This is a genomic window from uncultured Shimia sp. (assembly GCF_947498095.1).
GTDB lineage: Bacteria > Pseudomonadota > Alphaproteobacteria > Rhodobacterales > Rhodobacteraceae > Shimia.
The window spans coordinates 45768-59279 of sequence record NZ_CANMJE010000006.1 but is presented as its reverse complement, the minus strand read 5'-3'; the positions used below and the strand labels follow the sequence as shown (position 1 = coordinate 59279).

11 protein-coding genes are annotated in these 13512 nt (G+C 57.6%); 5 read left to right on the top strand and 6 right to left on the bottom strand.

The features are described from left to right. Positions 1 to 37 precede the first annotated feature (37 nt). Positions 38 to 322 (bottom strand): preprotein translocase subunit YajC, encoded by a 285-nt coding sequence (gene yajC, locus Q0932_RS11700; RefSeq protein ID WP_299352853.1) that lies wholly within the window; start codon positions 320 to 322, stop codon positions 38 to 40. A gap of 210 nt (positions 323 to 532) precedes the next feature. Here yajC and serS point away from each other — a divergent pair, with 210 nt between their 5' ends. Continuing rightward, positions 533 to 1825 (top strand): serine--tRNA ligase, encoded by a 1293-nt coding sequence (gene serS, locus Q0932_RS11695; RefSeq protein WP_299352850.1) that lies wholly within the window; start codon positions 533 to 535, stop codon positions 1823 to 1825. Positions 1826 to 1970: 145 nt separating this feature from the next. On the opposite strand, the gene Q0932_RS11690 is transcribed toward serS, so the two are convergent. The 4 genes from Q0932_RS11690 to Q0932_RS11675 form a co-directional block, all read right to left on the bottom strand. Next, on the bottom strand, positions 1971 to 2948 hold the full coding sequence (locus tag Q0932_RS11690) for a fatty acid desaturase (RefSeq protein WP_299352848.1): 978 nt from the start codon (positions 2946 to 2948) through the stop codon (positions 1971 to 1973). A 116-nt stretch (positions 2949 to 3064) separates the two neighbouring features. After that, on the bottom strand, positions 3065 to 4522 hold the full coding sequence (gene der, locus Q0932_RS11685) for a ribosome biogenesis GTPase Der (protein ID WP_299352846.1): 1458 nt from the start codon (positions 4520 to 4522) through the stop codon (positions 3065 to 3067). 48 nt (positions 4523 to 4570) lie between these two features. Further along, positions 4571 to 5878 (bottom strand): PQQ-like beta-propeller repeat protein, encoded by a 1308-nt coding sequence (locus Q0932_RS11680; protein ID WP_299352843.1) that lies wholly within the window; start codon positions 5876 to 5878, stop codon positions 4571 to 4573. A gap of 25 nt (positions 5879 to 5903) precedes the next feature. Next, positions 5904 to 6587, bottom strand: a complete 684-nt coding sequence (locus Q0932_RS11675) for a hypothetical protein (RefSeq protein WP_299352840.1) — start codon at positions 6585 to 6587, stop codon at positions 5904 to 5906. 207 nt (positions 6588 to 6794) lie between these two features. Here Q0932_RS11675 and Q0932_RS11670 point away from each other — a divergent pair, with 207 nt between their 5' ends. The 4 genes from Q0932_RS11670 to Q0932_RS11655 all read left to right on the top strand — a co-directional run bounded on the left by Q0932_RS11670 (position 6795) and on the right by Q0932_RS11655 (position 12910). Continuing rightward, entirely contained in the window at positions 6795 to 8039 is a 1245-nt protein-coding gene (locus Q0932_RS11670) for an efflux RND transporter periplasmic adaptor subunit (RefSeq protein ID WP_299352838.1), read from the top strand. After that, positions 8036 to 11797: an efflux RND transporter permease subunit gene (locus tag Q0932_RS11665; RefSeq protein ID WP_299352835.1), complete on the top strand. Its 3762-nt coding sequence runs from the start codon at positions 8036 to 8038 to the stop codon at positions 11795 to 11797. Before Q0932_RS11670 ends, Q0932_RS11665 begins: the two co-directional genes overlap by 4 nt. 165 nt (positions 11798 to 11962) lie before the next feature. Continuing rightward, entirely contained in the window at positions 11963 to 12667 is a 705-nt protein-coding gene (locus Q0932_RS11660) for a hypothetical protein (RefSeq protein ID WP_299352833.1), read from the top strand. A 21-nt stretch (positions 12668 to 12688) separates the two neighbouring features. Then, positions 12689 to 12910: a hypothetical protein gene (locus Q0932_RS11655; RefSeq protein ID WP_299352831.1), complete on the top strand. Its 222-nt coding sequence runs from the start codon at positions 12689 to 12691 to the stop codon at positions 12908 to 12910. Positions 12911 to 12961: 51 nt separating this feature from the next. Here the strand turns inward: Q0932_RS11655 and Q0932_RS11650 are convergent, their stop codons facing one another. Continuing rightward, on the bottom strand, positions 12962 to 13507 hold the full coding sequence (locus Q0932_RS11650) for an N-acetyltransferase (protein WP_299352828.1): 546 nt from the start codon (positions 13505 to 13507) through the stop codon (positions 12962 to 12964). Positions 13508 to 13512 lie beyond the last annotated feature (5 nt).

Below are 13512 nucleotides of genomic sequence, written 5' to 3'. Positions count from 1 at the left end.
GCCAGTCCGGTGTCAGACTGGCCCCCTGTGGCGTTGACTAGCTGTTGGCAGCGGGTTCGGTCTTGGACAGAACCTGCGCGATGGTCGCCTTGACCACACGAACCTTGACGCCTTCGGCGATCTCGACTTCGATTTCATTGTCTTCTTTGACTTTTGAGACCTTGCCGATCAGACCACCCTGGGTCACGACCTGGTCTCCACGACGGACCGCATCAACCATCGCGGCGTGCTCTTTCACTTTTTTCTGCTGCGGACGGATCAGCAGGAAATACATGATCGCAAAGATCAGGATGAGGGGCATAAACTGGCCGATGGCTTCCATGTCGGTCTTTCCTTTTTACGGTGCGCGGGACGCACCCGCAAAGTCGCTGGGAACCTATGGGGCATTGCGCCCGGTTGCAAGGTGGGAAAGGGCTGTTTGCGCGTGAATGCAACAGATTTGACGCGACGCACGACGGCCCCGCTTACGATCCGTAAAAAAATGCGCCATAAGCGGGTTTGCAAGTGATTCACCAGCTCAAGGACACCTGACATGCATGACATCCGTGCGATCCGCGAAAATCCCGCTGCTCTCGATGCCGCCCTCGCCTTGCGCGGGGCCGAGCCGATGTCGTCAGAGGTTCTGTCACTGGACGCCGAGCGCCGCGCCAAGATCGCCGCCGCCGAAGCTGCACAATCTGAGCAAAAGAAGGCCGCCAAAGAGGTTGGCGCCGCAAAAGCCAGCGGCAATGACGCCGAGTTTGAGCGTCTGCGCACCCTTGTAGGTGAGAAAAAGGCCGAAACAGCCGCCATGCAGGTCGAGGCCAAGGAACTGGATGCCAAGCTCACAGATATGCTGGCCCGCATTCCAAACTCGCCCGCCGAGGACGTGCCCCAGGGTGGTGATGAAAACGACAACGTCGAGGTGCGCACGTGGGGCACCCTGCCCGCGTTTGATTTTGACCCGAAAGAGCATTTTGAGATCGCAGGCGTGGCCAAGTCGATGGACTTTGAATTGGCCGCCAAGATCTCGGGCGCGCGGTTTGTCATGCTGAAGGGTGCCGTGGCGCGCATTCACCGGGCACTGGCGCAGTTCATGATCGACACGCATGTGGATGAAAACGGTCTGACCGAAATGAACAGCCCGGTGTTGGTGCGCGACGAAGCGATGTACGGCACAGACAAATTGCCGAAGTTTGGCGATGACAGCTATCAGACTACAAACGGCTGGTGGCTGGTGCCCACGTCAGAAGTGCCGCTGACCTTTACCGTGGCGGGCGATACGCTGGAAGAAAGCGCCCTGCCCATTCGCATGGCCGCGCATACCTTGTGTTTTCGCTCGGAAGCAGGCTCAGCTGGTAAAGACACCACCGGCATGCTGCGCCAACACCAGTTCGAAAAGGTCGAGATGGTGTCGATCGTGCACCCGGAGAAGTCCGACGACGAGCAAAAACGCATGCTGGGCTGTGCCGAAGGTATCTTAGAGAAACTGGGCATCCCCTACCGCACGATTGTCTTGTGTACCGGTGACATGGGGTTCGGTGCGCGTCGAACCTTTGACATTGAAGCCTGGGTGCCCGGTCAAAACACCTATCGCGAGATTTCCTCGGTATCGACCACCGGTGACTTTCAGGCACGCCGCATGAATGCGCGCTTTAAACCTGCCGATGGCGGCAAGCCTGAGTTTCTGCATACACTGAACGGCTCGGGTCTGGCCGTGGGCCGGTGCTTGATCGCCGTTTTGGAAAACGGACAGCGGTCGGATGGCTCGGTCGAGCTGCCAGAGGTTCTGGCGCCTTACTTGGGTGGCAAGACCATTTTGGGCGCGGATGGGGTTCTGGCCTAAGCCAAGTGCTAAAGAAAACCAAAGAGCCGCACCCTCGGGCGCGGCTTTTGTTTTGAGTATCTTGACCAAAATGAAGAAAGACGTGCGCTTCATTTTGGCGCAAATACTCCGGGGGTGAGGCCAGTGGCCGAGGGGGCAGCGCCCCCTACTCTGCCGGAGTGGCGATTGGTGCGTCTTTTGGAAATGGCACCAGCCGTTCCTGATCTTCGTCCCACAATTTCAACGTGAAAGACCGCAAGGCCTCGGGCCATTTGATCGTCGGCAGCCCGTATTCGTCGCGGATCATCTGGTGGCATTTGCGCAGGTTATAATGCGGGATACGGGCGTTGTAGTGGTGGATGTCATGATAGGCGATATTGGCCGAGGCCAGATCCATCCACCATCCAAGATCCAGAGCGGACGAGCCCTGAAGCGCGGCAATGCGCGGATCAAGATCGGGTTTGCGGTCCCAATAAGTGTCTTCAAAATTATGCTGCAGATAGACCATGAACACGCCAACCATGCCGCCCATAAACGAGCTGAGGAACCAGATCAGAATCCCGGTCCAGCCGAAAAGCGCATACAAACCGATCATATAAGCCGCGATGGCGACATTGTGCAGGAACACACTACCGACCATGTCTCCGGCGTTCTTGGGCCAACGATAGCGGATGAAATAGGTGAACAGGCTGCCTGCCGGGATCAGGATAAAGGGATTGCGATAAAGCCGGTATTGCAGGCGTTGCCAGAACCCGGCCTCGGACCACTCCCGCACGGTCATGGTAAAGATCTCACCAGTTTCGCGCGCTTCAAGATTGCTCAGATGCGAATGATGCAGATTGTGGTTGTGGCGCATCGCGGCGTAAGGCGCGAATGTCAGGATCGACAACGCTTCACCCGCCCAGTCATTGTGCTTGCGGCTTTTGAACAGCGACGCGTGGCCACAATCATGCTGCAACACGTAGAGCCGCACAGCGGTGAGCCCGTTCAGCACCATCATGGGGATCAGGATCAGCGGCGCACTCACATAGGAGATCGCCAGATACAGGGTCAAGAAATAGACAGCAAAGGTCGGGAACAGCGCGAGCGCGCCGATACGATCGTCTTTGACTGTAAACGGTTTCAAACGTTCGCGAATTTCCATGTCGCCACCCTTTTGTCACCCAAATAAATGAATCGAAATAGACTATGCAGTACGCGCTGCTGCACGAGATATAGCGTGTTTTTCGCGATGGCAAAACACCTCTGCGGCGATTGGGCTCAGTCTGGGCTGCGACCCTTGATATGCTTGCGCAAACGCGACGGCGTTGCCTTTTTGCGGCCCTTGTAAGGGTTCTTGTCATTCTGACCGCGCATATGCAGCCGGATTGGTGTTCCGGGCATATCAAAATCTTCGCGTAACCCATTGACAAGATAGCGAGAATAGCTCTCGGGCATTTTGTCTGGATGACTACACATGACGACAAATCCCGGAGGCCGGGTCTTGGCCTGGGTCATGTAGCGCAACTTAATACGTTTGCCTTGCGGTGCGGGCGGCGGGTGCTGTTCCAGCATCCCCGTCAGCCAGCGGTTCAAATGCGCGGTTGTCACACGGCGATTCCAGACATCATAGCCACGCATGATCGCATCGTGCAGACGCTCAAGCCCGCGACCGGTTTTGGCCGAAACCGTGATCAATGGTGCGCCGCGCAACTGCGGCAACAGACGCTCAAAAGACTCTTTCAAATCCCTGAGTTTCTGTTGTTTTTCGTCTTCGATGTCCCATTTGTTCACCGCAACAACAACCGCCCTGCCTTCGCGTTCAGCCAGATCGGCAATGCGCAGATCCTGTTGCTCAAACGGGATCGCGGCATCCAGCAAGACAACAACGATCTCAGCAAATTTCACGGCCCGAAGACCGTCCGAGACCGACAGTTTTTCAACCTTGTCCTGAACTTTGGCCTTTTTGCGCATGCCGGCGGTATCAAAAATGCGCACCGGTGTGCCGGACCAATCGGTCCGCAGCGAGATCGCATCGCGCGTGATCCCGGCCTCGGGTCCGGTCAACAGGCGGTCTTCGCCAATGATTTTGTTGATCAGCGTGGACTTACCCGCATTAGGGCGCCCGACCACGGCGATTTGCAGCGGTTTGGCCTGAGTCGGCTTGGGGGCCGCCCCCTCTTCATCATCTTCGTCCAGGTCGATGTCTGTTTCTGGCGCGTGATCCTCGGCTCGCTTGGCAAACTCGTCCGCCAGAGGCATGAGTTGGCCATAAAGATCGTTCAGACCTTCGCCGTGCTCCGCGGACAAGCGGATCGGCTCACCAAGCCCCAGTGAATAGGCATCAATCATACCCGCATCTGCAGCAGAGCCTTCGGCCTTGTTCCCGGCGAGGATCACATGGGCCGAGCGTTTGCGGAGGATTTCGGCAAAGATCATGTCCGTCGGGGTAACGCCGGTCCGGGCGTCGATCATGAACAGGCAGATATCTGCCATGTCCACGGCACGCTCCGTCAAACGACGCATCCGCCCCTGCAAACTGTCATCGGTGGCATCTTCCAGACCTGCCGTGTCGATCACGGTAAAGCGCAAATCACCCAGACGCGCTTCGCCTTCGCGCAAATCGCGCGTTACGCCGGGCTGGTCATCAACCAACGCCAGTTTTTTGCCAACAAGGCGATTGAATAAGGTGGATTTGCCCACGTTTGGGCGCCCCACAATGGCGAGTGTAAAACTCATCTGATGTCTCCGACACGTCTGAAGCGATGCCGATATATCATTTCCGCGTCAACGGAAAGCGTGCAATTGACCTTTGCCGCCCAGAACGTAAAGAACGCCGCCCGCGACAACCGGGTTCGACGACGCGCCGTTGGGGATTTCCACCGAATGCAGCAATTTGCCCTCGGTCGGGTCAAAACTGCGCAACAGGCCATCCGACGACGCCACAATCAAACGTCCGCCGGCAATAATGGGACCGTAATGCGAGAAAAAGGCGGCTTGTTTCTTTGGCTTTTCCTTAGTGAACAGTGGCAGGTCTACGGCCCAGATCGCTTCGCCCGTGCTAGCATTCAGGCGCACCAGTTTGTTCAGGTCGCTGACCAGAAAGACCGAGTCGCCAACAGGCCAGATCGGGCTGAGCGCGCCCTGCTCTGCGGTCCATTTCCGTTCCCCGGTTTCAAGATCCAGCGCCACGACCCGTCCCGAGTGGTTGGCCGCATATACTGTGCTGCCCGAGATGACCGGATCGCCCGAGATGTCACTGACCTTGTTCAGGGCGCGGCCCAGACGTTCGCCAGCAATCCCTGCATCCCAAAGTCGCAGACCACCGCGACGGAAAGTTGCTTGTAGTTCGCCAGAGCCAAATGGGAAGACGACCAGCCGGTCATTGACAGCCGGTGCCGCCGGGCTTTGAACGTTCGTCACGGAGGGCACCGAGTTCACTTGCCATTCGACCTTGCCGGTTTCCGTATTGATCGCCCAACCACGTTCATCACCTGAAACAAGGTAGACAAGGTTGCCGTAGACGGTGGGGGTACCACTGCCGATCGATTCAAGGCGTTGTTCCCAAAGAGTAGCACCGGTCTTGGGGTTCACGGCCTCAAGTCTGCCAAATCCCGTCGTGACGTAGAGTTTGCCATCGGCATAGGCCAGGCCACCACCAGCAGCATCGTCTTCTTTGTCGCGTGGTGGTGTGAGGTTGCGGCTCCAAATCTGCGCCCCACCCAGAGAGGTGGCCGTCAGAGTGCCTCGGGAATCCATCGTGTACACGCGACCGTCTGCTACCACGGGGTCCGCAGTCAGGCGTTGCTTGCGCTCGTTACCCTGCCCGATATCGGCGCTCCACAAGAGTTTGGGCGCTTGCGACAAAGCTGCGTTGGACGTCCGATAAGAGGGTGAGCCGGGACGGTGTGTCCAGCTGCTGTTGGTGGTTTGACCCGGGATGCTGATCGAACGCGACTGATTGACGATTTCGGATGCGGTTTCGGTTTCGCGAAGGTCTTCGCGTTTGCCCGGCAGGATCGTTTCTTTGGTATCGCACGCTGTCAGCAGCAAGGCTGCGCCTGCTGCACCTAAAATCCAAGTTCGCGTTTTCACTGCCCGGGCCCCCACGGTCCTGTTTTTATTCCGATGCGGTCAAACCGGCGACTGCCGGAGGTGTTCCGCCCAACGCTACAATCAACTGAGTTGCGCGACGAAGCAAGCCCGGTGTAACCGAAGAATCCATGGAAATTGCCTCGAGCTGAGCCAGCGCGGCATCGATGTTGCCTTCTTCAATCTCAAGAAGCGCAATCTGCTCTTGCGCCATTAGTGCCAGCGGCGCCCCTGGGGCTGCCAATGCTTCAAGTGTCGAGCGGCGAGTCGCGGCGTCCATGTCCGGGCCACGGGCCACAACCGATTTGAACAGCGCAACCTGACGATAGATCTCGGGCACGTCGGTGCCACTGGCATTCGCCACGCCCTCTAACGTGTCAGCGGCCGCGGGGTTTTCGCCCTGCAACAGCTGGTGCGACGCCAACAGGAAGTCGATCATCATTTGCGCCTCGGGAGAGGCCGGTTCAATCGCCTGCAACGCAGCGATACGTGCCGCGTTATCGTTTTGCTCAACGGCGGCAAAGATCTCATCACCAGTCGCTTGAGCATCCGCACGCGCCTGCGATTTGCGGATTTCGTTGTAAGACGCGCCGCCCACAATCAGGACAACGGCCAGAACAGCAATCCAGCCATATTTGCGCATATAGCCGAACAAACGGTCGCGGCGGACCTCTTCGCTGACTTCTTCGATGAAACTGTCGGTATCGCTCACACCGCTACTCCCTTGATTTGCCCCCTCTTACAGCGTTGCCGCAACAGTGCCAAGACCTGCTGCCCAACCTCTGGGCGGACGGCTTGATACCTGACCTCAATGTGACTAAACTGAACCGATTAGTTTAGAAAAACGCAGTCATTGCTTGCATTATCGCATAATACCATTAAGTGGCGTGAAAACAGGACATAAACAGGGAACAGATCCATGCGCATCGTGCCCGTGCTGACCGCAATATTGGTGGTGGCATTTCTTTTCTTCCTCGTCGTTGAACGCGAGGCGCTGTTGGCCTTTGCCGGCGCTGGACCGGAATCCGAGTCTACTGAGGCAACATCTGAGACAGAGGTTGTTGACGCTGCTGCCGAGACTGGCGCGGCCACTCTGGTGAGAGTCGTCGCAGTAAAATCCACGGCGTCGGCGGTCGATAGCGCGGTGATCCTGCGCGGCCAGACCGAAGCGGACCGTCAGGTCGAAGTGCGCGCGGAAACCTCGGCACAGGTGATCTCGCAACCACTGCGGCGTGGCACACATATCGAGGCTGGCGATGTCCTGTGTCAGCTTGATCCTGGCACCCGTGAAGCAAATCTGGCCGAGGCCCAAGCAAGGTTGTCCGAAGCCAAGGCCCGCGTACCGGAAACCAAGGCCCGTCTGGACGAGGCCGAGGCCCGCCTTAGCGAAATGCGCATCACATTCAACGCGGCCACGAAACTTATCGAAGGCGGTTACGCGTCTGAAACCCGTGTCGCGTCGGCCAAGGCTGCCGTCCGGGCTGCCGAAGCGGGTGTGCAATCTGCGCGGTCTGGTTTGCAAACCACCGAGGCCGGCATTCAATCTGCCGAAGCCTCTGTCGCCGCCGCCGAGCGCGAAATTGAGCGCCTGAAAATCACCGCGCCCTTCTCTGGTCTTTTGGAGTCTGATACCGCGGAATTGGGCAGCCTGATGCAGCCTGGTTCGCTCTGCGCCACCGTTATTCGCCTGAACCCAATCAAGTTTGTTGGGTTCGTGCCGGAAACGGCTGTGTCGCAAATTCAGCCCGGCGCCCTGGCAGGCGCGCGCCTGACGACCGGCCATGAAGTCACTGGTCAGGTGACGTTCCTGTCCCGCTCTGCTGATGAAACAACACGCACCTTCCGTGTAGAAGTCGTAGTGGCAAACGACGACCTCAAGATCCGGGACGGGCAAACAGCGGAAATCATGATTGCTGCAGAAGGTGCCGATGCGCATCTTATCCCGCAATCATCATTGACCCTGAATGATGAGGGCACGCTGGGCGTTCGCGTTGCGGACGAGAACAACATCGTGCGTTTCAGTCCGATCAACCTGTTGCGCGACAGTGTGGACGGAATCTGGGTCACGGGTTTGCCACCAGAAGCCAATGTCATCGTCATCGGGCAGGAATTTGTTGTTGAAGGTGTTGAGGTCGAGCTGGTCTTTCAGGAGGCTGAGCAATGACCGGCATCGTCGACTGGGCCGCCTCGCGCGCCCGGATGGTGATGGCCTTTATCGCCTTGTCGCTCCTAGTGGGCGGCTTTGCCTATTCGACCCTGCCCAAAGAAGGTGAGCCGGATATCCAGATCCCCGGTCTTTTTGTTTCTGTCCCCTTCCCCGGCATTTCTGCCGTTGACAGTGAAGCTTTGCTGATCAAGCCTATGGAAACCGAACTGTCCGATCTGGACGGGCTCGACAAGATGTCCGCCACGGCCGCAGAGAACTATGCGGGTATTTTCCTTGAGTTCGACTTTGGCTGGGACAAGTCCAAGATTATCGCTGATGTCCGCGATGCCATGAACACCGCCGAGGGGAATTTCCCCGAAGGCTTCGAAAAATATTCGATCAACGAGATTAACTTTTCCGAGTTCCCGATCATCATCGTGAACCTGACAGGACAGGTGCCGGAACGCACCATGTCACAGTATGCCAACCGGCTGCAGGATCGTCTGGAGAGCATGGACGCCGTGCTCGAAGCAGGTCTGGCGGGTGGCCGTGATGAGATGGTTGAGGTGATCATCGATCCTTTGCGTCTGGAATCCTACAACGTTACCGCGGGCGAGCTGATCAACGTAGTGGTCAACAACAACCAGCTGATCGCAGCGGGTGAGGTCGAAACCTCAAGCGGTAAGTTCTCGGTCAAGATCCCGTCATCCTTTGATGAGCCGCGCGATATCTACAATCTGCCAGTCAAAACCAACGGCGACCGCATTGTCACGCTGGGCGATCTGGCGACGATCAATCTGACCTTTGAGGACCGTCTGGGCACCGCGCGTTTTAATGCGGAAAACACCGTGGCCCTGCAAGTGGTGAAACGCAAAGGGTTCAACCTGATCGACACCGCCGCGCTGGTCAAAGCCGAAGTTGAGAAAGCCAGTGCAGAGTGGCCCGCGGAACTGAGCGCTGCTGTAGAAGTGGGCACCTCAAACGATCAGTCCCGCATCGTCGGATCCATGGTTAGCCAGCTGGAGGGATCGGTTCTGACCGCCATCGCGCTGGTGATGATCGTGGTTCTGGCATCCTTGGGTTCGCGCGCCGCATTGTTGGTGGGTTTTGCGATCCCCACCTCGTTCCTGTTGTGCTTTGCGCTTTTGGCGGCGATGGGAATTACCATTTCCAACATCGTGATGTTTGGCCTGATTCTGGCCGTGGGTATGTTGGTGGATGGCGCCATTGTTGTGGTGGAATACGCTGACAAACGTATTCGCGAGGGCACCGGCCCGATGCACGCCTATGTCGAGGCGGCCAAGCGCATGTTTTGGCCCATCGTGTCGTCTACTGCGACAACACTGTGCGCCTTCCTGCCGATGCTGTTCTGGCCGGGTGTGCCGGGGCAATTTATGGGCATGCTACCTGTTACGCTGATCTTTGTTCTTTCGGCGTCTCTGGTTGTGGCACTGATCTATCTGCCAGTTCTCGGCGGTGTGACGGGACGTCTGAGCCGGTCGTTTGGCTTTATGTCGGAGTGGCTGCGCGACCATGTGCATTGGTCAATCCGCATGGCGCTTGTGCCTCTTGCGATGTACCTGATGTTTGTGGGTGCCATGCAGAGCCTGAACCCCGGCTACTTGTTCGGTGGCCCGGACTCAGAGATGGGAACATTGGGCACGCTTATTGGCTTTACGCTTTTTGTTTTGGGGGCCTTTGCCTCCTCTGTCACGATGGGAGCGGCCCGTCTGGAGCGGCGCAAGAAACCGATCAAGGCAGGGCGTCCGCTTTCAGCTTTTGGCTGGTTCATCAAAGCTATTGTCGGCAACCCAATTATGCCAATCGTCACGATCGTCGCTGTCATTGCCTTTGTGATGTCCGTGTTCACGTATTTCGGCGCGAACAACAAAGGCGTCGAGTTCTTTGTGGAATCCGAGCCGGAACAGGCCATCGTCTATGTCAAAGCGCGGGGCAACCTGTCGCTTGATCAAAAAGACGCGTTGATGCTGCAGGCCGAACAAATCGTGTTGGCGCATCCCGGCATCAAAACCGCCTTTGCCTTTGCCGGCGAAGGGGGATTGGATCAAAACACTGGCGGCGCGCAACCACCCAAGGACACAATCGGTCAGATCCAGTTGGAAACTATCCCTTGGGAAGATCGCCCCAACCGGACAGAAGTGCTGTTTACCGTGCCTTTGATCGGCTACGACCTCACGCGCACGGCCAAGGACGAAGACTTTGACGGTGATCTGATCCTAGAGCAGCTTGAGGCTGATCTGGCCATGATCCCCGGAGCCCAGATCGAGATTCTGGCGGCTGACCGTGGGCCAGCTTCGGCCAAGCCTGTGCATCTGCAGCTGAGTGGGGATGATTGGGAAAGCCTGATTGAGGCCACCGAAATCGCACGTGCCCAGTTTGATGCGACGCCGGGCCTGGCGCGGATCGAAGACACGCGCCCCCTGCCCGGTATCGACTGGCAGATCAACGTCGATGTGGCCAAGGCTGGCCGCTATGGCGCCGATGTGGCCACGGTGGGCGGCATGGTGCAGCTGGTAACCCGTGGCATCTTGTTGGACACGATGCGGGTTGATAGCTCGGACGAAGAGATCGAAATCCGCGTGCGCCTCCCGGAAGAAGACCGGGTTTTGTCGACGCTGGATACACTTAAGGTCCGCACCCAAGACGGGCTGGTTCCGCTTTCAAACTTCATCACCCGCGAACCGGTGAAGAAACTGGCGGAAATCCGGCGGGTCAATCAAAAGCGGATCTTTGACATCAAGGCCGCTGTGACGCCAAATCTGACCGTGCTCAGCAATGCGGAAACCGGTGAACGTGAGGTTGTGGACACTGACGTCTGGGCGGCAGACGATCTGATGCAAGCAGAGTACACCGAGCGCGGCTTTACCGCCGCCGTGCTGAATCCTGCGGAGCGCATTGCCACGCTGACCGAGTGGCTTGAGACCAAGCCCCTGCCCGCTGGTGTGAGCTGGGTCTGGACCGGCGACGCTGAGGATGAGGCGGAAAGCCAGGCATTCCTGTCTTCCGCATTCATGGGCGCGCTTGGCCTGATGTTCATTATTCTCTTGGCGCAGTTTAACTCGTTCTACAACTCGATCCTCGTGCTTTTGGCGGTGGTGCTTTCGACAACAGGCGTACTGATCGGCATGTTGGTGATGGATCAGGCATTCTCGATCATCATGACCGGGACGGGCATCGTGGCGCTGGCGGGGATCGTGGTGAACAACAACATTGTTCTGATCGACACCTATCAGGAATACTCGCAATATATGCCGCGGATTGAGGCGATTGTGCGCACCGCACAGGCCCGTATTCGTCCGGTTCTGTTGACCACTATCACCACGATGGCCGGTTTGGCGCCGATGATGTTTGGCCTGAGCCTCGACTTTATCAACGGCGGTTATTCCATCAACAGCCCGACATCGCTCTGGTGGACACAGCTGGCGACAGCCGTGGTCTTTGGCCTTGGCATTGCCACGGTCCTCACGCTGGTCTTTACGCCGTCACTGCTGGCGCTGCGGGTGTGGTTCTCAACTTATGTGGTTTGGGGCTTCCGGGCGCTCGCGAAAGTGACCTCCGGCTCGTCCAGCCGCGCCGCGCGTGACTGGGAGCTGCGCTACGCAGCCAAAGAAGTCAAAGCGCCCCTGTTGCTGTGGGACGAGCCAGACCCGGTTGAACCGGTCGAGGATGTGGTCTCTGCTGAAGTACCGGACACTGGGGAAGAGCCGGAAAATACGCCAGCACCATCCGACAAGGACCTGCGCGCCGCCGAGTGATCGCCCTGCATTGAAGTTGTCAGGCCAGCCCCATCCAGGGCTGGCCTGTTTCATTTTATGCAAACCTGTGTGACATTGGCGGTGATCCTGTGGGCTCTATGTGCAGGACGACCAAGGTTTACAAGTAAACCCAACCTGCGCCCCGTTGGGCAAGAAAGGTCTGAAATGAAATCCCTGTTCTCATTGGTCCTGGCGACGTACCTCTGCTTAACCCTTGCCACCGGAGGCAACGCGCAAGAACGCCGCTGGATAGAATGGACCGGCGAGGCGATTTACATGGGAGAGGGCGTAGAATTCCTGAGAGGCTGGCTCTACGAGTCTCCAGGCCTGTTGCCGGGGGAAATGGCTTTGATGGCCATTTTCGTGGACAAACGCGCCAATGACCCGGACGATCAGTTCGAGTTGATGAGCACATTGGGCGTCGCATTCGTGACCATTCTGGATGTCGCAGGTACCTATCCGGGCCGCACCATTGTCCCGCCAGTGGACTTTGGATTCTGCGAAGATACCGGCAATGGGTGTCAGAATTTTCGACCCATCGCTGAGCGCATAAAGGGAGGTGAAACCCATTCCTTCAACGAAGGGCTGCGCGGCCCCATTGTGTCTGCATTTGCTTTTTGCTTTGGTCACATCGCGTCACAAGGTCAAAACTCTGAGGACGAAATCTGCGGCCAACGAGCAACGCAAAGTATTCGGACTGGCGCCTTGACGCCGCTCTATGAGTTCATGGAGCTCTCGGGCTATCCCAACCATGCCAACACCGAAGTGGCGCTGCGTTTGAACGAATTGGAAGATGGAGAATTGTCCCACGTGACGGTGACCTTTCCGCTCGGTGACTTCATGACCACGCTCGCGGGGTATGACAACTGACGCAGAGGGGCCATCCCAGCCATGACCAAGAACACCGTCCTGCAGTCGATCAACCTCGACGGGGAAACTGTCTGCGTGGACATTTTCAAGCGTCCGGACGGCAGTTTTGGCTTTGAAGAGTTCCGCCGCGATCCCGAAGACGGGCGCGGCTGGTTTGCGATTGGGCATTACAGCGGGCAGATCTATCAGAGCGAGTCTGATGCCGAGGTCGCCGCCAGAAAATCCGTCGGGTGGCTAGACTGATAAACTGTTTCCCCAGCCCCCAACAGCGTGGAGGCTGGGAAAGGGTCTGGATCACTCGACCCACAAGTCACGGTGTATCCACGGGTCTGGTACTTGCAGTCGCCCAGCCCCCGGTTTGGCCGCAGGCGTCAGCAACAAGGATTGCCAAGCATCTTTCCAGTCCTCTGGCAGATCATAGGGCGGCACTACGGCACGTTCCGGGTCAAACCCGAAACGACCGTAGTAGCCCGGATCACCAAGCACAAAGAGCTGGTTAAGTCCGGCCTGCGCCAAACGTTCAATGCCCTCGCGGACGATCATCCCGCCCAGACCTTGGCCCTGATAGGATGGGATCACGCCTAACGGCCCTAACAGCGCATCTTTAGGCCTCGATTGCTGCACTGAGCACAGGGTAAAGATGACATGGGCGATCACCTCGTCCTTAAAAGAAATCGCCAAGGACAGGATGTCATCGTCGCCGCTCATTAGGGCCGTAACCACCGGCCTCAGCTCTTCCTCAGGAAAGGTTTGTGGGTAGAGCGCCAAGACCTGATCGAGATCCTGATGCGTGGTTGCGCGCAGGATTGCGCCTGCTGGTAAAGTTGCATTTGTCATCATTTTTC

Excerpts from the sequence above, each read along its gene's own strand:
- Q0932_RS11665 (WP_299352835.1), top strand. The coding sequence starts at position 8,036 with ATGACCGGCATCGTCGACTGGGCCGCCTCGCGCGCCCGGATGGTGATG.
- Q0932_RS11690 (WP_299352848.1), bottom strand. The coding sequence starts at position 2,948 with ATGGAAATTCGCGAACGTTTGAAACCGTTTACAGTCAAAGACGATCGT.
- Q0932_RS11655 (WP_299352831.1), top strand. The coding sequence starts at position 12,689 with ATGACCAAGAACACCGTCCTGCAGTCGATCAACCTCGACGGGGAAACT.
- der (WP_299352846.1), bottom strand. The coding sequence starts at position 4,522 with ATGAGTTTTACACTCGCCATTGTGGGGCGCCCAAACGTGGGCAAATCC.
- serS (WP_299352850.1), top strand. The coding sequence starts at position 533 with ATGCATGACATCCGTGCGATCCGCGAAAATCCCGCTGCTCTCGATGCC.
- Q0932_RS11660 (WP_299352833.1), top strand. The coding sequence starts at position 11,963 with ATGAAATCCCTGTTCTCATTGGTCCTGGCGACGTACCTCTGCTTAACC.
- Q0932_RS11670 (WP_299352838.1), top strand. The coding sequence starts at position 6,795 with ATGCGCATCGTGCCCGTGCTGACCGCAATATTGGTGGTGGCATTTCTT.
- yajC (WP_299352853.1), bottom strand. The coding sequence starts at position 322 with ATGGAAGCCATCGGCCAGTTTATGCCCCTCATCCTGATCTTTGCGATC.
- Q0932_RS11650 (WP_299352828.1), bottom strand. The coding sequence starts at position 13,507 with ATGATGACAAATGCAACTTTACCAGCAGGCGCAATCCTGCGCGCAACC.